Below are 21768 nucleotides of genomic sequence, written 5' to 3'. Positions count from 1 at the left end.
CTCACGGACCTGAAGCTGCTGGGCCCGGCCTGCCAGTTCCACAACCGCGACCGCTACCAGCACCCCGAGCGCTACACCCGCCGCAACGTAGGCGAAGACCGCTGGGCCTTCACCTACCACCGCCTCGGACAAGCCCGACGACTACACGAGTAAGGCCGAAGGCACGGGGGTGAGCGATGCGCAGCGCAGGCCCGGGCGGCGCGCGGACAGGCCCAGCGGCTGCGGGCGTGAGGCGAGAGCAGGCACCGGACGACGCACAGTGCAGGGCCGCGCGGCTGCGGGGCTCGGCGGCCGGGGGCCACGGTCAGGGCCGCGCGGTACGGCCAGGCGGCCGGGGCCCACTCAGGGCCGCGCGGTACGGCCGGGCGGCTGAGGGGCCGTGGTCACGGCGTCGTGACCACGGACTCGATGCTGCGGTGCCGTGCGGCGCCGTGCGCGAAATCGGGCGCACCCGAGGCGCCACCCGAGGTCCCGCCCGAGGTGTCGCCGAAGGCGCTGGAGCCGCGGCCCAAGGCGCGGCCCAAAGCGCTGCCCGAGGCGCTGCCTGAGCCGCCACCCGAGATGCCGCCCTCACGCAGGTCGTCAAAGAACCGCTGGTAGGCGTGCGCGACCGCGTAGGCAGGCGCGTCGGCGCGGGGGTCCAGCCCGGGGACGCGGACGTAGGACTCGGGCACCGTCAGGGGAGCGAGCCCGGTGGATGCCCCGCGGCTGCCTTCGATGGTGATCGGGCTGAGCTGGAGATGGCCGATCGGGGCGGTGACGACGAGGTCGCCCTCGGTGCCGTTGATCTCCCAGCGGAAGTTGGTGCCCCGGGAGACGCCCCCGCGGTAGTGGACGGCGAGCACCGCGCCGCCCGGCAGCCGTCCCGAGGCCACCACCTGGTCCGGCGCTGTCATGGGCACGGGCCGTCCGGTCCCGGTGTCCACGGCCGACGTACGGCGGGACGCCAGGTCGATCCGCAGTTCCTCGGGCTCGCCCAGGACGGACGCGAGCCCGTCGAGGGTGTGCGCGAAGGGGATGGTCAGCAGCGTCATGCCGTTGGCGGCGTCGAGCACGTGGTGGTCGCCGGGGCCGACGGTGCCGCCCCACGCGCCGCCGGAGCCGACGACGGTCGTGGACAGCACCTCCCCCACGTAGCCGTCGGCCACGAGATCCCGCAGGTAGGCCAGGGCCGGGTGCGACCGCGCCTGAAGCCCCACGATGGTCGGCACCGCGCGGTCGCGCGCCTGCCGTGCCATGTCCTCGGCCTCCGCGAGCCCGTTGCCGAGCGGCCACTCGCACAGCACGCTCTTGCCGGCGTCGAGCGCGGTCCGCACCAGCTCGCGGTGGTGCGGCACCTTCACCGCCACGACCACGAGGTCCACCTCGTCGCAGGCGGCCAGCTCGGCGGCCGTCCCGAAGGTGCGCGACACTCCGTGCTTGTGCCCGGAGCGCTCCGCCGATTCCTTCGAGCTCGTGCTCAGGGCCCGCAGCTCGTATCCCGGGACGGCGCGCAGGGCGGGCAGGTGGGAGCGCTCGGCCCAGCTTCCGTTCGCCCCGAGTCCGATGATCCCTACGCCGACGGGCGTGCCTGACCTGGCCAGCTCGGCGAGGCGTGACGTGGAGGTGTTCATGATGTGTGACCTGTCCTTTCGCTGTCCAGCAGGGTCATGAGGGGTGCGGCGTACCGGGTCCCGGCCACCGCGCCGGCAGGGACGGCCTCGTCGATCGCGCGGAGGTCCGCGTCGGTCAGGGTGACCTCGGCCGCGGCCAGGGCCTCCTCGATGCGACGCGGACGGCGGGCACCCAGGACGGCCACGATGGTGCCGCGCTCGCGGTTCTGCGCGACGACCCAGGCGGTGGCGAGTTGCGCGACGCTGATGCCGTACGCGCCGGCGAGTGGCCGCAGCCGGTCGACGAGGGCGAGGTTCGCGGCGAGATTGCCGGGATGGAAGCGGGGCAGCCAGTGGGCGCGCGGGTCGCCTCCGGCGGGCTGCCGGTAGTCGCCGGTGAGCAGGCCGTGCGCGAGCACCCCGTAGGCGGTGACGCCGATCCCCAGCTCGCGGCAGGTGGCGAGGATGCCGTTGGTCTCGGGGTCCCGGCTGAACAGGGAGTATTCGATCTGCACATCGCAGATCGGGTGTACGGCGTGGGCACGGCGGATGGTCTCCGGCCCCACTTCGGAGAGCCCGATGTGGCGCACGTACCCGGCCTGGACCAGCTCGGAGATCGCGCCGATCGTGTCCTCGATCGGGGTGTCGGGGGCGAGGCGCGCGGGGCGGTAGACGTCGATGTGGTCGGTTCCGAGGCGGCGCAGCGAGTAGGCGAGCGCGTTCTTGACGTGGGCGGGCCGGCCCTCGATGCCGACGAAGGCTCCGTCAGGGCCCCACAGAGCGCCGAACTTCACGCTCAGGAGCGCCTTGTCGCGGTCACCGGGGCGCAGCGCGCGGCGGATGAGGTCCTCGTTGTGGCCCATGCCGTAGAAGTCGGCCGTGTCGATGAGGGTGACGCCGGCGTCGAGGGCCGCGTGGATCGTGGCGATGGCGTCGGCCTCGTCGGCGGGGGCGGTGTGGTCGGACATGCCTGCGCAGCCCAGGGCGATGGGGGCGACCCGAGGGCCGCCGGTTCCAAGAGGTCGGGTGTGCATGGACCCTCCTGCGGGCGGGAGATGTGGACGCGCCGACAGGGCCGCGATTACGGCCGTCTGTTAGCGTTGACATCTCAACATTAGGTCAGAGGTGTGTTGATATGTCAACGTCGGATAGACAGTCCGCCGACGGCGAGTCGGGGCCCGTCGACTTCTGGGTCGCCTTCAAGCGCGCCCATGAGGTCGTCCGGGCCCGGGTGATCGCGGACACCGCCGAGGCGGCAGGCCTGTCCGAGCCGGACCTGACGATCCTCGTCACCCTCGGCAAGGCGGGCGGCGCCCTGCGCCAGAGCGAGCTCGCCGCGTCGCTCGGCTGGGATCGCACCCGCGTCTCCCATCAGCTCACCCGCATGAGCGGCCGCGGACTCGTCACCCGCGAGCGCGCGGGCGGCGTCATGGTCGCCCTCACCGACGCCGGGCGCGCCGCCATCAATTCCGCACACCCCGGCCTGGACGCCGCCGTCCGGCGCCACTTCACCGACAAGCTCTCCCCACAGGAGATCGAGACGCTGGCCGCCGTGTTCGACCGGCTGTAGGCCCGGAACACCGGCACCCTGACACCGGCACCCTGACACCGGCACCCTGACACCGGCACCCTGACACCGACACCTACACCGGCGACCTCATGATCATTTCCTTGCATACTAAATTCAAGTATTGACCTAAGTGTCGAAGGCGATCATCCTCTGGGGCAGGGCTCGCTCCCTTCACCCCCCGAAGAGGAATCGCCATCATGAGCAAGCGTTCGACGATCCATCCCGCGCGACGCGCCCTGACGGCCGTGCTCAGCGCACTGGCCCTGGTCGTGGCCTGCGTCGTCGCGGCGGCGGCCGGATCAGCGCCGGCCACGGCCGCGCCCGCGCTGCTGTCGCAAGGAAAGACCGCGACGGCGTCGTCCACCGAGAACGCCGGCACTCCGGCGTCGGCCGCCGTCGACGGCGACACCGGCACCCGCTGGTCCAGCGCGTTCAGCGACCCGCAGTGGCTCCAGGTCGACCTCGGCGCCTCGGCGACGCTGAGCCAGGTCGTCCTCGCCTGGGAGGCCGCCTACGCCACGGCCTTCAGGATCCAGGTCTCCGACAACGCCACCACCTGGACCGACGTCTACTCCACCACCAGCGGCACCGGCGGCACACAGACCCTCAACGTGACCGGCTCGGGCCGCTACGTCCGGGTCTACGGCACCGCCCGCGCCACCCCCTACGGCTACTCGCTGTGGGAGTTCCAGGTGTACGGCACGACGTCCGGCACCGCGTGCGGCACGGCCGACGCCGCCCAGGGCAGGCCGGCGGCCGCCTCCTCCGCCGAGAACGCCGACACCCCGGCGTCGGCGGCCGTCGACGGCAACGGCGCGACCCGCTGGTCGAGCGCGTTCAGCGACCCGCAGTGGCTCCAGGTGGACCTCGGCTCGTCCAGGACGATCTGCAAGGTCGTCCTGACCTGGGAGACCGCGTACGCCACCGCCTTCAAGATCCAGGTGTCCGACAACGCCACCACCTGGACCGACATCTACAGCACCACCACCGGCACCGGCGGCACACAAACCCTCAACGTGACCGGCACCGGCCGCTACGTCCGCGTGTACGGCACCGCCCGCGCCACCGCCTGGGGCTACTCGCTGTGGAGCTTCACGGTGAACACCACGGGCGGCTCGACCGACCCGACGACCGACCCGACGACCGATCCGACGACCGATCCGACGACCGGCCCGACCACCCCGCCCGACGCCTTCTGGGGCGACACCTCGAACATCCCGGCCGCCCAGAACGTCGTCATGGTCAAGATCCTCAACCGGACCAACGGGCAGTATCCCGACTCGCAGGTCTACTGGAGCTACAACGGCCAGGTCCACTCGATCGCCGAGCAGCCCTACTTCGACATGCCGGCCAACACGGCGGGCCGCATGTACTTCTACCTCGGCTCCCCCAACAGCCCTTACTACGACTTCATCGAGTTCACGGTCGGGCCCTCGGTCTTCAACGGCAACACGACCCGGGTGGACGCGTTCGGCCTGAAGCTCGCGATGCGCCTGCACGCCCGCGACGGCTACGACGTGGCGGTCGGCGAGGACTACGCCACCTTCGCCGAGTCGCGCGCGGCGACGTTCCAGCGGTTCATCGACGAGGTGCCGGCCGAGTTCAAGCCGCTGGCCCAGGTGGAGGCGCCGTACCGCATCCCGGCTCCGGGCAGCGCGTCGATCTTCCAGCCGGGCGGGGCGTACGCGAACTACTTCACCGGCTACGCCGCCCAGCAGGGCGTGACGGCGACGACCTCGCAGGTCACCGGGTGCGCCGGGCCGCTCTCGGAGGCGCCGCAGATGTGCGCGGCGCTCAACCGGCACGTCGCCGGGCTGTCCGACGCCCAGCAGTCGGACCCGTCGAACTACTACAAGGCCGCGCCGGCGAACTACTACGCGAAGTTCTGGCACGACCACGCCATCGGCAAGCTCGCCTACGGCTTCCCGTACGACGACTACGCGGGCCAGTCCTCGTTCATCTCGCACGGCGACCCGCAGTGGCTGCTCGTCGCGGTCGGCTGGTAACGCAGGCAGGAGACGCCATGAGACATCCCCTCACGTTCCGGCGCGGGCTCTCCCTGATCCTGGCCGCGGCGCTCGCGCTGGTCGCGAGCGTCGTCGCCGGGCCCGCGTACGCCGCGCCCGTCCTGCTGTCGCAGGGCAAGACGGCGACGGCCTCGTCCGCCGAGAACGCCGGGACACCCGCCTCCGCGGCGGTGGACGGCGACACCGGCACCCGCTGGTCCAGCGAGTTCGCCGACCCGCAGTGGCTCCAGGTCGACCTGGGCACCTCGGCGACGCTGAGCCAGGTCGTCCTCAACTGGGAGGCCGCCTACGCCACGGCGTTCAAGATCCAGGTGTCCGACAACGCCATCACCTGGACCGACATCTACAGCACCACCACCGGCACCGGCGGCACACAGACCCTCAACGTGACCGGCTCGGGCCGGTACGTCCGGGTCTACGGCACCGCCCGCGCCACCGGCTGGGGCTACTCACTGTGGGAGTTCCAGGTCTACGGCACGACCGGCACGTCGTCGGGCTGCACCGCCCCCAACGCCGCGCTGAACCGGCCCGCGACCACCTCGTCCACCGAGAACGCCGGGACGCCCGCGTCGGCGGCTGTGGACGGCGACCCCGGCACCCGCTGGTCCAGTGAGGCGGCGGACCCGCAGTGGCTCCAGGTGGACCTCGGCTCGGCCAGGACGATCTGCAAGGTCGTCCTGACCTGGGAGACCGCGTACGCCACCGCCTTCAAGGTCCAGGTGTCCGACAACGCCACCACCTGGACCGACATCTACAGCACCACCACCGGCACCGGCGGCACACAAACCCTCGACGTCAACGGCACCGGCCGCTACGTCCGTATGTACGGCACCGCCCGCGCCACCGGCTGGGGCTACTCACTGTGGGAGTTCGCCGTCCACGCCGACGGCGGCGGCCCCACCGACCCCCCGCCGACCGACCCGCCGACCGACCCGCCGACGGGCACGCCGATCTCGGCGTACAAGCAGGTGACGGCGTCGTCGTGGGAGGGCGGCAACGCCCCGGCGGCGGCGCTCGACGGGCGGACGACGACCCGATGGTCGAGTGAATACTCCGACGACCAGTGGCTGCGGGTGGACCTCGGCGGCGCCGCCCACATCACCGGCGTCACGCTCAACTGGGAGTCCGCGTACGCCACCGGCTATCGGATCGAGGTGTCGGCCAACGGCACGTCATGGACGCCGATCTACACCACGACCAGCGGCAAGGGCGGCGTCGAGAACCTGAGCGTCACCGGCGACGGCCGCTACGTCCGCTTCGTCGGCACGGCGCGGGCGACGGGCTACGGCTACTCGCTGTGGGAGTTCCAGGTCTTCGGCACCGTGGACACGGCGGCCACGACCGCTCCCCTGCTGTCCCCGCCTGCCAAGGCCCCGGCTACCACCGGCCAGTTCGCGCTGTCGGCTCCCGCCGACAAGGCCATGATCACCGACACCCGGCGGCCGGCGTTCTCCTGGGCGGCCGTCTCCGGCGCGGTGCGCTACGAGGTCTGGCTGAACGTCAGCCGCACCGACTACGACTTCACCGCCTCGGGCAACCTCATCGACCTCTACACCAAGGTCGCCGAGCCGACCGGCACCACCTACACGCCCACCTGGGACATCCCCGACCGGTGGACGTACAAGTGGTACGTCGTCGCGGTGAGCGGCTCGGGCGCCAGGACGACCTCGAACATCCGCACCTTCAGCCTCTATCTGCCCGACATCGAGCAGGTCGCCGACGGCGTCCCGATCGTCCAGGGCGCCCGTGACCTCAACAAGAACGGCACGATCGAGCCGTACGAGAACTGGCGGCTGCCGATCGAGACCCGCGTCAACGACCTTCTCGGCAGGATGACCCCCGAGGAGAAGGCGTACCAGATGTTCTACAACGCCCAGACCTACCCGCTGTCGGGGTGGCACTTCGGCCCGGCGCTGCCGAACGACCTGCACGCCGTGCTGCTGGCCGCGTCGGGGACCCGGCTGGGCATCCCGCCCGTCTCGGCGGGCGACACCATCGCCGGATATCAGACCACCTATCCGCTGCAGAGCACGCTCGCGGCGGGCAAGGACTACGCGCTCGACTACAAGCTGGGCGACATGCAGCGCCGCGAGGAGCTGGAGGTCGGGGCGCGCGGCGTGCTCGGCCCGCTGGCCGAGGTCGGCACCAAGGTCCTCTACCCCCGCATCCAGGAGGGCAACGGCGAGAACGCCGACGTCGCGGCGGCGCAGGTCCGCGCGCTGGTGGCCGGGCTGCAGGGCGGCCCCGAGCTCAACCCCGGCTCGGTGCTGGCGACCGTCAAGCACTGGCCGGGTGAGGGCGCGGGCGGCGAGGCCGGCATCACCTACGACGCGGTGACGATCAAATATCACATGATCCCGTTCAGGGCCGCGATGGAGGCCGGTGCGGTCAACATCATGCCGGGCTACGCCGGGAGCTCCTACCTCGACCCGGGCGGGTCGGGCGCGGGCGACAGCAAGCCGATCCTCGACTACCTGCGTGACAACCTCGGCTACACCGGTCTCATCACGACCGACTGGCTGCCGTCCACGGTCTGGGTCAAGGCCGCGAACGCCGGCTCGGACGTGATGGGCGGGGCCGACCCCGGCGCGGAGGGGTTCACGATGGCGACCTTCCTCGCCAACGTGCCCATGGCGCGGATCAACGACGCGGTGACCCGGATCCTGCGCCTGAAGTTCACGCTCGGCGTGTTCGAGCGCCCGTACGGCGACCCGGTGAACGGGCCCTACCGGTTCCACCAGCCGTCGTACGTCGCGCTCGCCAACCAGGCCGCCCGGGAGTCCGACACGCTGCTCAAGAACAACGGCGTGCTGCCGCTGAAGCTCAAGGCGGGCGACAACATCGTGGTCGCCGGTCCGCGGGCCACCGACGGCACGGCCTGCTGCATCTGGACGAGCTACTTCCACGAGGAGTACGGCTCGAAGACCCTGCTGGACGCGGTCAGGGCGCGGGCGGCCACCGAGGGCGTCAACGTCTATCAGGACACCGGGCCCTCACCCAAGCTGGCGATCGTGGCCGTCGGCGAGCCGACCTACACGCACGCCACCGCCTGGGTGAAGGAGCGACCCCAGTTGCCCGCCGACCAGCTTGCCGTCATCCAGAACTTCAAGAACCAGGGCATTCCGGTCGTCGTTGTGCTGACCCTTCCCCGGCCCATCGTCATCAGCGAGTGGAACGGCCTGGCCGACGCCATCGTGGTGACGTACCGGGGTGGTGAGGAGGTCGGCCCGGCCACGGCGAGCCTCCTGTTCGGCGACTACACCCCGCGCGGGCGCCTGCCGTGGCAGCTCCCGCGCAGCCTCGACCAGATCCTCAAGCCGGGCGGCGGCGACGTGCTCGAAGACGCGGTCGAAGACTGGAACCTCCCCTACGACCTGGGCGCGACCGCCGCCCAGCGTGCGGAGATCCGGGCCCGCATCGACGCGGGCCAGACCGTCCCCACCACCTACGGCGACCCCCTCTATCCGTACGGAGCCGGCCTGCAGGGCTGGTCGTGACGCCGATCCCAGACTGATCTCGGACTGATCTCAGACCGAGGTCGGCAGCGGCCCGCCGTGCCAGGCCATCGCGTCACCGAAGGCGGCGAGGAGATCCACCTCGCCGCCTTCGGCATCGGCGTAGGCGCGGTGCAGGTTGAGCACCAGGCGCTCGGCGTCCGCCCATCCGGCGAACTCGCCCAGGTCGGCGGCCTGCGCGGCGGCGAGCGGGGTGAGCCCGCTTTCCCGTCCCGTCCGGGCGGTGTCGAGGACGAAGCGGTAGTAGCGCTCGTGCGCGGCCAGCACCTCGGGCAGCTCGGCGGCGGTGGCGAGCGGGCCGTGGCCCGGCACGATGTGCTCCGGCTCGAAGGCCGCCAGCCAGTCGAGCGACCGCAGCGCCCCCTCGACCGACCCCATCAGCACCATCGGGGTCAGCCCGTTGAACAGCAGGTCTCCCGCGAACAGCACGCGTTCGCCGGGAAGCCACGCCACCACGTCGCCGGGGGTGTGGGCGGCGTGGCCGGGGTGCCGCAGCTCGACGCGGTGCGTCCCCACATGCACGGTCAGCTCGGAGCCGAAGACCACCGTCGGCGGGCGGCGCGTCACCTGTCCCCAGTCGGGCACCGGCGCCCACACCGGCGGGCAGCCGTCGATGATCGGATCGACGAGCAACGCCTCTCTCATCGCCGCGTGCCCGAAGACGACCGTGTCGTCCGGGAGCAGGCTGTTTCCGTAGCAGTGGTCCCCGTGCTGGTGGGTGTTCACCGCCATCCTGACCGGGGCGCCGCCGGTCGCCTCGGCGACCGCGCCGAGGAACCGCCGGGTGCGCGCCTCGGTCGCGCAGGTGTCGACGATCAGGACGCCGTCGTCGCCCGCCACGGCCCCGGCGTTGTTCACCCACCACGTGCCGTCCGGCTGCACCCAGGCGAAGATCCCTGGTGCCATCTCATGCAGCCCAACCTCGTGCAGCCCCGCCCCGCCGGCCCGCTCCACCACGCTCACGATTCCTCTCGTCGACGTCCTGTCCAGGGGGGACCCTATCGACGGAGGCCCCCGTCACCGCTCGGGGGATGGCCGGTCAGCGAGGCGGCGATCAGCTCCGGCCGTACAGAGCCGGCAGTCGCACCACGCCACCAAGGCTCACTGACGCACGGTGAGCACGATCTTGCCGATCTGGGTGCCGGTCTCCATGTGCCGGTGTGCCTGCGCGACCTCCTCCAGCGGGAACAGGCGGTCCACCACCGGGCGGAAGGCGCCCGTGCGCAGGCCCGAGGCCACGAAGGCGACGGCGCGGCGCATCCGCTCGGGATCCTTGGTGATCTCCAGCACCGTGTACGTACGCATGTTCAGCGCGGGCATGCCCAGGTCGAAGCCCGGATAGGGCGTCGGCTGCCCGCTCTGCGCACCCCACAGCACCAACGTCCCGCCGGGGACGACGGCCCTCGCCAGTTCCGTCACGCCCGGTCCGGCGACGGCGTCGAAGACGTACGCGGCGCCCCTGCCGTCGGTCAGCTCAAGCACCCGCCCTGCGACGTCCTCCTCCTCGGAGATGACGACCTCGGCCGCGCCCTCCTCGATCAGCCGCCGGCTCTTGGCACGGGTGCGGGTGACGGCTATCGGCGTGGCCCCGACGCGGTTGGCCGTGTGGATCGCGGCCAGGCCGATGCTGCTGGACGCCGCGGTGATCACCGCCACGTCGCCCGCCCGCATCCCAGCCACCTCCGCCATGGCGCCGTAGGCCGTGAGGTAGGGCATCCACACGGCCGCACCGGTGACCGCGTCCACCCCGTCGGGACGGGACAGGAGCGCGGACGCCGGCACGATCGCCTGCTCGGCGTAGACGCCGTAGTCGTTCTGGGAGAAGAAGCCCGGCAGGACGCTGACCGCGTGGCCCTCCGCGAACCCGGCCACCTCCGGGCCGAGCGCCTCCACCACACCGGCCGCCTCGGTGCCGAGCGTGGCGGGCAGATGCTTCACCGGCTCGATGTACCGGTCGCGGCGGAACAGGATCTCGGCCCTGTTGACGCCGATCGCCTCCACCCGGATCCGCACCTCGCCCGGCCCCGGCTCCCCCGGCTCCAGGTCGTCCAGCCGCAGCACCTCGGGCCCGCCGATCTCGTGGAACCGCACCGTCTTCGACATGTCGTCGTCCTCCGCTCGTCGTGATCGCGGTCCGCTGTGTCGGTTCACTCTGCGGCGAAAGTACGATCGATGTCAAACTTTGATGGACGTCGTACTATGGCAGCCATGGGACGTACGCCACCGCATCCAGAGGTGTCACAGTTCGACTTCCAGCAGGTGCTGGAGGCCCTCGTTGATCCGGTGCGCCGGAGCATCGTCGCGCAGCTCGACGCCTCCGGCGTGGACATCCCGTGTGGGGGCTTCGACATCCCGGTCAGCAAGTCCACCGCCACCCACCACTTCAACGTGCTGCGCGAGGCGGGCCTGATCCGGCAGTACTACGTCGGGACGTCGCGGATGAACTCCCTGCGCCGCGCCGAGATGGACGAGGTGTTCCCCGGCCTGCTCGACGCCCTGACGCGTCAGCCGGTCAGGAAGACCTGACGCTCGGCGGCCCGGTCGTCGAACGCCTCCAGCCGGGCCTGCCCCTCGGCATCGAGGGTGTCCAGCATGGTGTGCAGCAGGGCGGTGCACAGGACCGTCGCGGCGGCGTGGGAGTCGAACGCGAAGCCCGAGCTCACCGGGGCGAGCAGGACCTCGTCCGCGAGGTCGGTGAGCCGGCCCACCGGCTGGTCGGTGACGAGGGCGATCTTCAGCCGCACCCGCCGCGCCCAGACGAGTCCCTGCTCCAGCTCACGCGGATAGCGGGGCAGGCCGATGGCGAGCACCCAGGCGGCGCCCGACTCCGCCGCCCTGCTCAGCCGGTCTTCCATGATCGAGCCCGGCACGTCCAGCACGCGTACGTCCGGGAGCACCTTCTCGGCGAGGTAGCCGAACAGGTGCGCCAGCGGCGCGGAGATCCGCAGGCCCATGACCAGAAGCGGGCTCGACCCGGCCAGTTGACCCGCCACCCGCCGGAGCTGCCCGGGGTCGGCCAGGCCGTCGCGCAGCCGTTCGAGGTCGCGGATCTCGGAGGTGACCAGCTCCTGGATCTCGTTGTGGCGGTCGTCCGTCGCGGCCGGCTGCCGGTCGCCGAACACGGACGTACGCAGCGCCTCCCGGAACTCCGGGAACCCGCGGAACCCGAGCGCGGCGGCGAAGCGGGTGACCGACGGCTGGCTGACGCCGGCGCGCTCGGCGAGGTCCGCGCTGGTGAAGAAGACGGCCTCCTGCGCGTTGTCCAGCAGATAGCGGGCGATCCGGCGTTGGGACGGCGAGAGGCGGTGGCCGTCGAAGAGCGCGCGCAGGTTCGCGACGATCCGGGCGGCGTCCAGCACGGCGAGCGACCGGCCGGGCTCCGGAGCGTGCCTCATCCTGGACCACTCCCCTTCTTCGTGAAGTGACGGACCCGGTGACGGACCCGGTGACGGACCCGGTGACGGACCCGGTGACGGACCCAGTGACGGACACAGCTCCCGCCGGCCGGTCGCCTCACTCGTGAATCGCGAAGCGCCCGCCGGACGCAACGCCGCCGGGCGGCCCCCGCTGGGGACCGCCCGGCTTAGGTCACGTCGTGCTGTCGGTCAGTTCTTCGGGCCGTTGCCGTTGAACCTCTTCTTGCACTCCTGCAGCCGTACGTCGGCCTGCTCGCCCCGGTCGACGGTCACGTGCACCGTCTCGAGGATCTCGCCCGACGGACGGGCGCAGGTGAGCGTCCAGCTCTCCTTGATGAACCTGCCCGGCCCGGTGGCGACGACGCCCGACTCGGTGTAGGCCGGAGCCGGCCGTACGGACGGGTTGACGTGCCAGGCGAACTTGCCGTTGGTGGGGGCGACCAGCGTCGACTCCAGGTGGGTGGGCACCCTCTGGGGCGCGTCGAGGACGTTGTTCGCCTGGACGATCGGGGCGGTCCACAGGTCGAAGTCCTTGGTGATCTTCAGGACCGCACCCTTCGGCGCCTTGCCGGTGATGACCGAGTGCCCGGCCGGGTCGGCCGCGTACTCCAGGGCCACCATGAACGCCTCGCGGTTCGACTTGCCCTCGTAGCGGCCGGTGCCCGTGTAGTCCTCGATCACCTCGGAGTAGGTGTTGTTGGTCGACTGGGTCTTCATGATCTCGAAGGTGAACCCGAGGCCGCGGGTCGCGTAGTAGGACCAGTCGGGGGTCTCACCGGTCGTCTCGTAGTCGAAGCCCGACTTCATGCCCGTGTAGCCGTTCTCGGCCGTGATCGCGTCGGTGAGCGCGGCGTAGACGGCCTCGTCCGGGGCGTCGCCCGCGCGCTTCTCCAGCGGCGGACGGAGGACGGTGTGACCGGAGGGGTGGTTCGTGATCAGGACCGTGACCTGGTTGCTCGTGGTCAGGTCCATGATGTTCTGCACTTCGGGCTCGGAGCCGGGCCCGGGGCCGCGGTTGGTGTTGTTGGACCCGGCGTTGCTGCCCCAGCCGAACGGGTAGTTGCGGTTGATGTCGACCCCGGCGTTGCTCGCGCACGTCGGGGACACCCCGCAGCTCGTACGCCGGTTGATGACGAACCCGTCGACGTTGACGACCGGGACGAAGATGACCCGCGCCGTGTCGAGCAGGCGGGTGATCCGGGGGTCCTTGCCGTCGTTGCCGATGAGGTCGTAGGCGAACTCCAGCGTGTGCTCGCCGGACGGCCATTCGTTGCCGTGGTGGACGCCCATCATCAGCAGGACCGGCTTGCCGTCGGCGGCCTCGACGTCGTGGGTGACCTCGATGCCGTACACCTCCCGGCCCTGGCGGGTCTTGTGCGGCAGCGTGATGTGCTTGACGAGGCCGGGGTGCCGGGCGCTCAGCGCCAGCATCTCGTTGTTGTAGTCGTCGATCGTCCGGTAGGTCGTCCGTCCGCTCGGCAGGCTCGGCGCCTGCTGCTGGACGACCGCCTGGGAATCCGCGGTGGCGGCGACATCGGCACCGGCGGCCGGAATTCCGAGACCGCCCAGAAAACCGACGCCAAGCGCCAGCGTGAGAACGCGTTTCCCGAGGGCGGAACGCTTTCCGGGGACAGAGGCAGTGGAGGGGGACGTGCCTCCTGAAGACATGCTGAACCTTTCTCGGCCGCGGACGAGCGGGAAACGAAAACGCGTCCTTTTCTCCGGGCCGTCTTTCGGCAGCTCGCGACGCCCCCCGAACCGTCGCCGGCTGCAAAGTTTCAGTAAGTCTGCGGGGTGAATGGGATCATGTCAACCACTGCTCGAAAGCCTTCTCCGCACACACCGAAAGGGCGCCGGTGATTTTCCGCACCGATATGTGACGCGCTGTGTGCGCGTTCCGCGCGCGGGCGGGGCCGCGGACACGGCGGCACAGACGGCCGGGCGGGGGCGATGATCGGTGCCGGCCGGTCTGAGGATCTCGATTTTCCGACCCGTCAGGGTGAAAGTTTCAGCGGCATACGTCCCGCTTCGAAGCGCCCTTCACTCGCGACAAACGACGGCGCACATGCCTTTGTCAAGGTCAACCCGGGAGCTTCCGGCGATTCTGACAAGATGGCGTATCAGATGTTCATTGACTGGTCACCCGGGATTCACCTATTGTTCCACTCGGGATCCCGAAACTTTCTCTCTTTGTCCGAAAGTTTCAGCCATGCCTGGAGGAACGAACATGGTGGCGCAGCTCGTCCTGTTCGCGATCGACATCTGCGCGGTGGTGTTGCTCGTCTTCGGGCTCTATTTCCCACGGCACCGCCGGCGGGATCTGGTCGTCTCCTACCTTGGGGTCAACATCGGTGTCCTCGCCGTCGCGAGCGCGCTCAGCTCCAGCGACGTCGGCGCCGGGCTCGGGCTGGGAATGGCGCTGTTCGGCGTGCTGTCCATCATCCGGCTGCGCTCGACCGAGCTCGACCAGCACGAGGTCGCCTACTATTTCTCGGCCCTCGCCCTGGGCATCCTCGGCGCGGTGAGCACCTCCTCGGTGTGGCTCGGCGGCGGCATGATGGCGCTCATCGTCGCGGTGATGTTCCTCGGCGACCATCGGCGGCTGTTCCGGAACTACCGGCATCAGATCCTGGTGCTCGAATCGGCCTTCACCGATCATGTCGCGCTCGTCGCGCACCTGGAGCGGCTCCTCAATGCCCGGGTGCACGCCGTCACCGTCCAGCGGCTCGACCTGGTCAACGAGACCACCGTGGTCGACGTCCGGTACGCGCTGGCCGACCGGGCGCCGGCCACAGAACCCGAGGCGCCCGCGCCCGCCGGAGCGCACCGATGACCACGACGTCCATCGGACCGTCCCTGGCACGACTGACGCCCGTCGGGCTCGACGAGCTGGTCGACCGGGCCGCGTTGCAGACCAGGGTGGACCGCAAATATCTGGTCCCGGCAGAGGCGCTGCCCCACCTGCTGGAACGGCTCGTGCCGTACGCCCGGGCGCTGGACATCGACGGCGAGCGCACCTTCCGCTATCAGTCGGTGTATTTCGACACCCCGCAGCTGACCAGCTACCACAGCACGGCCTATCGCAGGCGACGGCGTTTCAAGGTGCGCACCCGCACCTATCTCGACTCCGCCCAATGCTGGCTGGAAGTAAAGATCAACGGCGCGCGGGGCAGCGTCACCAAGCACCGGTTGCCCTACGACCCCCGGGACCGCGACACGGTGGACCCCGGACGCGACTTCGTGAACGAGGCGCTCGCCCGCGAGTCGATGAGCGCCGCCGCCCAGAGCTCCCTCGACCCGGTCCTGGTGACCGAATATCAGCGCGCCACCCTGTTGCTGCCGGACACGGCGAGCCGCGTCACCCTCGACACCCGGCTCGCCTGGCGGCACGACGGCCACGCGCTGCGACTGCCCGGCCTCACCGTGGTCGAGACCAAGAGCGCCTCGGCCGCCACGCCGGTCGACCGCCTGCTGTGGCGGGCCGGGTTGCGACCCGCCCGCATCTCCAAGTACGCCACCGGTCTGGCCGCGCTCCGCCCCGACCTGCCCGACGCCCCATGGCGGCGGACGCTGCGCCGCCACTTCCACGGCACCGTGTCGCCGACGGACCCGGCGCCGGACATCTCCCACCGCCCCGAACAGGAGGCATCGTGCGTCTGACGCTCCGCAATACCGGCGTCACGGCGGCTCGCCGCGTCACAAGGACCGCGGTCGCCGCCGTGCTCCTCACCGGGCTCCTCGCCGGCCCCCTCAACGCGTACCCGTCGTCGGCCGGATCGGCCACCAGCACGGCTGCGACCTCAGCCGCCGCGGCCGCAGCGGCCGCAGCGGCGGACGACCTGACCGGCGACATCGCATTCTCCGTGCCGAGCCGCACCTTCCAGGGACAGATCTCGGTGTCGCTGAGCACCGCGATCAGCGGCGCGCAGATCCGCTACACCACCGACGGAAAGCCGCCCACCGCGCAGTCGGCGCTCTACGGTGGCCAGCCGCTGCAGTTCACCCGCACCACCCAGCTGCGCGCACAGGCGTTCGTCGGCGGCACGGCGTCCGGGAAGCCCGGAACGGCCATGTACGTCGCCACCTCCGTCACCACGGCCCACGACCTGCCGCTGGTCCTGATCGACTCGTACGGCAAGGGCAAGCCCGGCCGGGACTACCTCGACGCCGCGACCATGATCTTCGCCCCGGGCAGCGGCGCGACGACGTCGCTGAACGCGGCTCCGGCGGTCGCCACCCGCGCCGGCTTCCACCTGCGAGGGCAGTCGTCGGCCTCGTTCGAGAAGGCGCCCTATCGCCTGGAGTTCTGGGACAACGACAACGACGACGCCGACTATCCGGTGCTGGGGATGCCCGCCGACTCCGACTGGGTGCTGCGCGGGCCGTTCCCCGACAAGTCGCTGATCCGCGAGGCCCTGGTCTACGACCTCGGCAAGGAGATGGGGCTGCAGGTCCCCCGGTATCGGTTCGTGGAGCTCTACCTCAACACCGACTCCAATCCGGTGGGCGCCGACGACTACATGGGCGTCTACATGCTCGAGGAGACGATCAAGGACTCGAAGAACCGCCTCGACCTCAAGCAGCTCGACGAGGACGACACGACCCTTCCCAAGATCACGGGCGGGTACATCTGGAAGTTCGAGTGGATGGCCGCGGAGGAGCCGACGCTGCCGTGCAGCGGGTCGTCGTCCACCTGCTGGAGCTACCTCGAAGTCGTCGACCCCTCGCCGCTGCAGCCGCAGCAGAAGGACTGGCTGCGGGGCTACATCCAGGAATTCCACAACGTGCTGCACTCGCAGAACTTCGCCGACCCGGACACCGGCTATCGGGCGTACATCGACGTGGGCTCCTTCATCGACCAGATGATCATCTATGAGCTGAGCCGGAACATGGACGCGTACTACCGCAGCGCCTACTTCTACAAGGACCGGAACACCAAGATCTTCGCCGGGCCGCTGTGGGACTACGACCTCACGTTCGGCGTGGGCGGGTTCTTCCAGAACGACCAGACCTCGGGCTGGCAGTATCAGCAGCCCCGGCAGCCGATCGCCTTCGACTGGTTCACCCAGCTCCTGCGGGATCCGGCCTTCGTCGACCAGGTCAAGGCGCGCTGGCAGGAGCTGCGCCGCGGCGTGCTGTCCGACGCCGCGCTGCAGAGCAGGATCGACGCTCTCGCCCAGCCGCTGACCAACGCCGCGCAGCGCAACTTCCAGCGCTGGCCGAACCTCACGACGCGCACGATCGGCTTCTTCATCACCCCGACCGCGTCCACCTGGCAGGGGCAGGTGCAGTACCTGCGCGACTGGACGCTGCGCCGCGCGGCCTGGCTGGACTCGACGGCGGCATGGGGCGGTCCGGTCGCCTCGCCGAGCCCGAGCCCCTCCCCCAGCGTCTCGCCGAGCGCCTCTCCCAGCCCGTCGCCCAGCGTCTCACCGAGCGCCTCTCCCAGCCCGTCGCCCAGCGTCTCGCCGAGCCCGTCGCCCAGCCCCTCGCCGTCCGGCGGGGCGTCCGGCGCCTGCTCGGCGACGGTCCGGGTGGTGAGCTCCTGGCCCGGCGGCTTCCAGGGTGAGGTCACGGTGAGCGCGGGCAACGCGGCGATCAACGGCTGGACCGTGAAGTGGACCTGGCCCGGCGGACAGACCATCACCCAGCTGTGGGGAGGCCTGAACTCCGGCTCCGGCTCGGCCGTGACGGTGCGCAACGAGTCGTGGAACGGCTCGCTCGCGGCCAACACGACCACGACCTTCGGTTTCCTCGGCAACGGTTCGGCCGTCGCACCGACGGCCACCTGCACCAGCCCATGACCTGATGGCATCCGGCGGGGTCCCGTCCACCGGACGGGACCCCGTCGCGCACCGGCAGCACCGCAGGCGACAGGGCCGGATTGCCGGCGAGACCGCACAGGACGGAGTTCACCCGGACATACCGCCCTGCCGCGCGATCACCCCGCTATGCGGGTTCCCGGCCGCAGCCATCCGGCACCGGCCCCGGTCAGCTCTCCTTGGTCTGGAGGTAGACGACCGCGTGCTTCACGGCGCCGACCGAAGTCCACGGCACGATGATGACGGCGCCGTCGCGCTCGAAGACCCGTGCGTCGTCTCCCTCGGTGCCGTACTTCTGCGGCAGCTCCGCCACCTGCGTCGCCTTGCCGGTCGCCGCGTCCAGGCGGACGAGCCGGGGAGGCAGGTCACGCCAGTCGCCGGCCTCCAGGGCGAGCAGGCCGTGGTCGTCGGCCCGGACGGGGTTCAGCATAGTGGGCTTGGTGCCGGACGACTCCCACACCTGCTTGCCGGTCTTGAGGTCGAAGGCGAGCGCCTTGTCACCCGATCGCGCCTTGTCCGGCACGTTCTCCGGGAAGGTCATGAGATAGAGGCGGTCGCCGTGCACGGCATAGCGGCGCTGCTCGAACAGCCCGTCCACGAACGCGACCGTGTTCATGGCGAGCATGTCCACCTTGCCGGTCGTGAACTCGCTGAGCTTGCCGCCTCGGTCGTCGAAGGCCGTGAAGGTGTTCTTGTCGCCCTCCTCCTGGCTGACGATCACCGGATCGGCCGACAGCACCCTGGCCATGAGCCTGAACTCGGCCGTCTTGTAGCGCCACAGGGGCGCGCCACTCTTCGGGTCGAGCGCCTGCACGAAGTTGCCCGACCCCTCGAAGGTGCAGTCGAGGAGCAGGGCCACCCTGGCCGCCGCCGCGTTCACGTCCTTGACGTGGCAGCCCTCGGGCAGCCGCGCCGTCCACTGCTTCGCGCCGTTCGACAGGTTGTAGCCGGACAGGACGTCGTTCGCGTACACCACGGCGACGTCGCCCGCGCTCATGATCCGGGGCACGATGAGCGAGTTGGCGATCCGGGACTTCTCGGCCGGGATCTTGGTCTTCCAGGTGATCTTTCCTGTCGCGGTGTCGACGCCGGCCAGGTGGTCGCACAACTGGTCGCTGCCGTACGCCACGGCGCCCTTGCCGTTCGCCAGGTCGGCGGTGGCACCGCAGAGCTGGTCACCGGGCGACGGGGCGCCCCAGGCGCGCTTGCCCGAGGCCAGGTCGTAGGCGAGCACCCCGTCTCGCTGCACCCGGATCACCGTCTTGTCGGTCAGCCAGCCCGCGAACGCGAGCCCCTGGGTGAAGTCCATGCTCTCGGCGCTCGCGAGCGGGACGGACCACTCCCCCACGCCCCCGCCGGAACCGCTGCCCGAGCCGCCGCGCGCGACGAACCAGGCGGTCCCCGCGCCCACCGCCAGCAGCACCACCAGCCCGAGCGTGACGAACAGCGTCGTCTTGCCCTTGCCGCCGGGTGCCTGCGGCTGTGCTTGTGGCTGCGACGGGAGCTGGGGCGCAAACCCCTGGGCCGGCTGTCCCGGAGCGCCATAGCCCTGGCCGGGATAGCCCCCCTGCTGACCTGTGTAACCCTGCTGACCCGTGTAACCCTGCTGACCGGGGTAGCCCTGCCCGCCCGGATACGCCTGCTGACCGGGGTAGCCCTGCTGCTGCGGCCAGGATTGCTGCGGGTACGGCGCGCCCGGGTAGCCCGGACCCCAGGACGTGCTCTGGCCGGGCGGTCCGTACGCCGGAGGGGCCGGGGCCTGCGGGCCGGGCCCGGTCTGCCCCGACGGCGCGGGCTGACCCCATTGCCCCTGGCCACCCTGTTGCCCATGAGCCGGTTGCCCGTATGCCGGCTGCCCGTATGCCGGCTGCCCGTATGCCGGCTGGCCGTACGCCGGCTGGCCGGGACCGTGGGGATACTGCGGCGGAGTGGGCGGCGGAGTGGGGAGCGGAGGCGGAGTGGGCCCGCCGTACGGGTTCTCGTCGTGCTGGTCCGTCATGCCTGTCCCCCGATCACGCGAGCTGGGCGCGGACGTAGCCCGCCCACTGCCGCTCGAAATCCGCCTTCGAGACGCCGAGCACCTGGAAGAGTGCGGCTTCGCTGTCGTCGCCCGGTGCCCGGTAAGCCGCGACCACGCCCTCGACCAGCTTCCGCTCGCCGTACTTCTGGGCGATGAACCGCATGGCCAGATGCCCCATGAGGTAGTTGACGCTGGTCATCTGCTTGAAGTCCCAGAGGGGATTGGTCGGCAGCTTCCCGTCGAACGGCATGGCGAGCCGTCCTGCCAGGTAGGCACGGCCCTCCGCGTACCGCCGGTTCTGCGTGATCGGCTGGTCGCGGCCTGCCACATACTCGGCGAAGCCCTCGGTGATCCAGTTCGCCCGGCCGAACAGGGCGAACTGCGCGCTGTCGAGCCCGGCGACGAGCGAGTGCGCGAGCTCGTGCTCGGAGATCTCCGTGATCCCCTGCTCGTCCTCGAAGAACGCGGACGTCGTGTCCATGACGACGCGGGTGCCGCCGATCTTCACGGTGTCGTTCGCGAGCCCCCAGCGCGGCATCGGGATCGAGACGCCGTCCTCGTTCGCCTTGGCCGTACGGAACAGCTTGCCGAGCTGGATCTTCCCCTTGACCAGCGCCACCACGAAGCCGCTCGGCACGGCCGCGTTCGGATCGCCGTTCTTCTGCCAGAAGGCGAGGTCGCTCGTGGTGGCGGCGGAGACGGTCGGCGCGACGCGCCGGGCCATGGCGGCGTCCTCCGGCCTGGCGAGGACGAGGCTTGAGCCCGCCTTCTCCACCACGATGTCGGGCCAGATGTCCCATGGCCCGGGGAAGTACATGGTCTTCGACGCCTCGCCGCTGATCGTCGGCGGTGCGCCCTCCACCTTCGTCACGACCAGGGGCGCCTTCGGCGACGCCTTCTCGATGGTCCAGCGATACCACTCGGACACCGGACGCAGATCGATCCCGGCGAACCGGTGGACGAACGCGACGTCCTGCGTGAACTTCACGCCCCGCCCGAAACTGTCCTGAGCCCGGCCCTGGCGGCGCAGCACCTCGTAGGACTTCTCTGCCAGCGGCATCTTGCTCAGGTTGGCGAAGACTCTCGTCTGGTCGCGGATGAGCGCGGCGTTCTTCTGGTCGAAGATCGAGGTGAACGCCTTGGCATCGCCCGAGGCCAGCGCCTTGGTGTGCGCCTGGACCAGGTCGCGGATCTCGTCGTCCTTCACCACGACCGTGTTCGGGTCGGCGGCGGGATCACCGGTGGCATCGCCCGTGGCGTCGCCGCCGGAGCCGCCTCGCAGGACGAAGCCCACCCCCGCGCCCACCGCGACGACGAGGACGAGGGCCAGGATGCCGAGCGTCACCCACAGCCCGGTCTTGCTCCGGGGTCCGGGAGGCGGCGGAGGCGGAGGCCTCCACTGCTGTGGCGGAGCCTGCCACTGCGGCGGCGCGGATGGTGGAGGTGGTGGAGGTGGTGGTGGAGATTGCGACTGCCACTGCGGCGGCGGCTGAGGCGGATACTGCTGATAACCAGGCCCCGTCGTCACTCTTGCCCCGTAAATGCTCAGAGTTATCGAAAGGCATAAAGCGTATCAGTGGCCAAGAAGCGGGCATCGGCGCTTCCCTCAACGCGCCACACCCCCGCCGAGATACTCTCTGACCAGGCGATTCGCATCTCTCGAACGAATGCTCCGAGCTCTCGCCGCCAATCCACGGCGACTGGAACGATCCATTACCGGTCACTTCGCAGTTCACTCCCTCTATCAGGCCTCGGGAATGCCGGAATAACGCCGATCCCTCCGATCGAAATCGTTGAAGATCAAAC

General features: G+C 70.5%; 15 protein-coding genes. 7 read left to right on the top strand and 8 right to left on the bottom strand.

What is annotated here, in order from left to right; genetic code table 11:
• Positions 1 to 383: 383 nt before the first annotated feature.
• Entirely contained in the window at positions 384 to 1613 is a 1230-nt protein-coding gene (locus tag FLV34_RS31890) for a Gfo/Idh/MocA family protein (protein WP_261985976.1), read from the bottom strand.
• The gene (locus FLV34_RS31885; protein ID WP_147944864.1) at positions 1610 to 2626 is read right to left on the bottom strand and encodes an aldo/keto reductase; all 1017 of its coding nucleotides are present in this window, start codon (positions 2624 to 2626) and stop codon (positions 1610 to 1612) included. Before FLV34_RS31885 ends, FLV34_RS31890 begins: the two co-directional genes overlap by 4 nt.
• Before the next feature lie 101 nt (positions 2627 to 2727).
• On the opposite strand from FLV34_RS31885, the gene FLV34_RS31880 reads away from it, so the two are divergent.
• The 3 genes from FLV34_RS31880 to FLV34_RS31870 all read left to right on the top strand — a co-directional run bounded on the left by FLV34_RS31880 (position 2728) and on the right by FLV34_RS31870 (position 8686).
• Positions 2728 to 3162 (top strand): MarR family winged helix-turn-helix transcriptional regulator, encoded by a 435-nt coding sequence (locus tag FLV34_RS31880; protein ID WP_147944863.1) that lies wholly within the window; start codon positions 2728 to 2730, stop codon positions 3160 to 3162.
• 197 nt (positions 3163 to 3359) lie between these two features.
• Positions 3360 to 5168 (top strand): discoidin domain-containing protein, encoded by a 1809-nt coding sequence (locus tag FLV34_RS31875; RefSeq protein ID WP_147944862.1) that lies wholly within the window; start codon positions 3360 to 3362, stop codon positions 5166 to 5168.
• Between the two features lie 17 nt (positions 5169 to 5185).
• Positions 5186 to 8686 carry a discoidin domain-containing protein gene (locus tag FLV34_RS31870; protein WP_147944861.1) on the top strand — a complete coding sequence of 1167 codons (3501 nt, stop codon included), beginning with the start codon at positions 5186 to 5188 and terminating at the stop codon, positions 8684 to 8686.
• Positions 8687 to 8716: 30 nt separating this feature from the next.
• Here the strand turns inward: FLV34_RS31870 and FLV34_RS31865 are convergent, their stop codons facing one another.
• Both FLV34_RS31865 and FLV34_RS31860 read right to left on the bottom strand, forming a co-directional pair.
• On the bottom strand, positions 8717 to 9610 hold the full coding sequence (locus tag FLV34_RS31865) for an MBL fold metallo-hydrolase (protein WP_147944867.1): 894 nt from the start codon (positions 9608 to 9610) through the stop codon (positions 8717 to 8719).
• 195 nt (positions 9611 to 9805) lie between these two features.
• Positions 9806 to 10807 carry a zinc-dependent alcohol dehydrogenase family protein gene (locus FLV34_RS31860; RefSeq protein ID WP_142649338.1) on the bottom strand — a complete coding sequence of 334 codons (1002 nt, stop codon included), beginning with the start codon at positions 10805 to 10807 and terminating at the stop codon, positions 9806 to 9808.
• A gap of 105 nt (positions 10808 to 10912) precedes the next feature.
• Between FLV34_RS31860 and FLV34_RS31855 the strand changes: the two genes are divergently transcribed.
• The gene (locus tag FLV34_RS31855; RefSeq protein WP_147944860.1) at positions 10913 to 11230 is read left to right on the top strand and encodes a helix-turn-helix transcriptional regulator; all 318 of its coding nucleotides are present in this window, start codon (positions 10913 to 10915) and stop codon (positions 11228 to 11230) included.
• Here FLV34_RS31855 and FLV34_RS31850 read toward each other — a convergent pair.
• On the bottom strand, positions 11209 to 12099 hold the full coding sequence (locus FLV34_RS31850; RefSeq protein WP_142649336.1) for a MurR/RpiR family transcriptional regulator: 891 nt from the start codon (positions 12097 to 12099) through the stop codon (positions 11209 to 11211). The two genes, FLV34_RS31855 and FLV34_RS31850, sit on opposite strands and share 22 nt — an antisense overlap.
• Positions 12100 to 12309: 210 nt before the next feature.
• Complete coding sequence (locus FLV34_RS31840) at positions 12310 to 13788, bottom strand: M14 family zinc carboxypeptidase (protein WP_147944859.1); 1479 nt, start codon at positions 13786 to 13788, stop codon at positions 12310 to 12312.
• Positions 13789 to 14329: 541 nt separating this feature from the next.
• On the opposite strand from FLV34_RS31840, the gene FLV34_RS31835 reads away from it, so the two are divergent.
• From FLV34_RS31835 to FLV34_RS31825, 3 genes are read left to right on the top strand one after another with little or no spacing between them, the layout of a single operon-like run.
• Complete coding sequence (locus tag FLV34_RS31835; RefSeq protein WP_240971679.1) at positions 14330 to 14953, top strand: DUF4956 domain-containing protein; 624 nt, start codon at positions 14330 to 14332, stop codon at positions 14951 to 14953.
• The gene (locus tag FLV34_RS31830; RefSeq protein ID WP_147944858.1) at positions 14950 to 15780 is read left to right on the top strand and encodes a polyphosphate polymerase domain-containing protein; all 831 of its coding nucleotides are present in this window, start codon (positions 14950 to 14952) and stop codon (positions 15778 to 15780) included. The genes FLV34_RS31835 and FLV34_RS31830 overlap by 4 nt, the downstream gene beginning before the upstream one ends.
• Positions 15771 to 17924, top strand: coding sequence for a CotH kinase family protein (locus FLV34_RS31825; RefSeq protein WP_222709690.1), 2154 nt, complete (start codon positions 15771 to 15773; stop codon positions 17922 to 17924). Before FLV34_RS31830 ends, FLV34_RS31825 begins: the two co-directional genes overlap by 10 nt.
• A 187-nt stretch (positions 17925 to 18111) precedes the next feature.
• Here FLV34_RS31825 and FLV34_RS31820 read toward each other — a convergent pair whose 3' ends face one another.
• Together FLV34_RS31820 and FLV34_RS31815 are read right to left on the bottom strand one after the other, a co-directional pair.
• Entirely contained in the window at positions 18112 to 19941 is a 1830-nt protein-coding gene (locus FLV34_RS31820; protein WP_147944856.1) for a PQQ-binding-like beta-propeller repeat protein, read from the bottom strand.
• A gap of 13 nt (positions 19942 to 19954) precedes the next feature.
• Positions 19955 to 21307 (bottom strand): hypothetical protein, encoded by a 1353-nt coding sequence (locus FLV34_RS31815; RefSeq protein ID WP_147944855.1) that lies wholly within the window; start codon positions 21305 to 21307, stop codon positions 19955 to 19957.
• Positions 21308 to 21768 lie beyond the last annotated feature (461 nt).

Source organism: Microbispora sp. CSR-4, from assembly GCF_008033685.1.
In the GTDB taxonomy this organism is placed as follows: Bacteria; Actinomycetota; Actinomycetes; order Streptosporangiales; family Streptosporangiaceae; genus Microbispora.
The sequence above is the reverse complement of the archived record's forward strand: the minus strand, read 5'-3'. Positions and strand labels throughout refer to the sequence as shown.